We start from the raw sequence: 665 nt of genomic DNA on the forward strand, positions 1-665 counted from the left end.
AATTTTAGAATTAGCCGTCTCATAACAGCAACAACTGTTCACTGCCCTTTCTAGGGTTTAACGGTATTGTGACTTAACAGTCACAATACCGTTTTTTTATGCTATTTTGTAAGCTTCAACGCGTTCAAATATTGGGCATTCTAAAAACAACAATTAATGCACAAAATTAAGTGTTCGCGTTGGTCAGTAAAGTGGCGACCGTTTAGCTTTACATACACAAAAAATAAAATTGAAATCAAAGGTCTAACTTACGCATTTGTTAGATCTTTTTGTTTAGAGTAGTACTACGCTACTCACGTTTGTCTGTTCGAGAGTTCTTTATATATGTGGCTAGTTGTCGTTGTATTAGCATTCATACACATCATAAGTGTCCGTAAAGGGCCGAAATGGCTATTTTACGTATCAAAGCCATTGCCTGTACTTGTGATGATTGGCATTTTGCTTAATTCTCCCGCGAGTCAACTTCCTTACACTCAGTGGATATTAGTGGGTTTATCGTTGTCACTACTCGGTGATTTACTACTAATGTTACCGAGAGATAAGTTCATCATTGGTCTAAGCCTATTTTGCTCTGCTCATTTGTCCTACAGTTATGGCTTTAGCTTAATGTCGGCATGGCATTTCACTCCTTGGCTTCCTATTGCTTTGTTTGGGCTCGGCATTTG

1 protein-coding gene is annotated in these 665 nt (G+C 38.2%); it reads left to right on the plus strand.

The features are described from left to right. Positions 1 to 324 precede the first annotated feature (324 nt). The coding region (locus R7Z49_RS25445) for a lysoplasmalogenase family protein (RefSeq protein ID WP_318112447.1) at positions 325 to 665 on the plus strand (341 nt) is incomplete at its 3' end.

This window comes from Vibrio sp. 1562 (genome assembly GCF_033340155.1).
Lineage (GTDB): Bacteria > Pseudomonadota > Gammaproteobacteria > Enterobacterales > Vibrionaceae > Vibrio > Vibrio alginolyticus.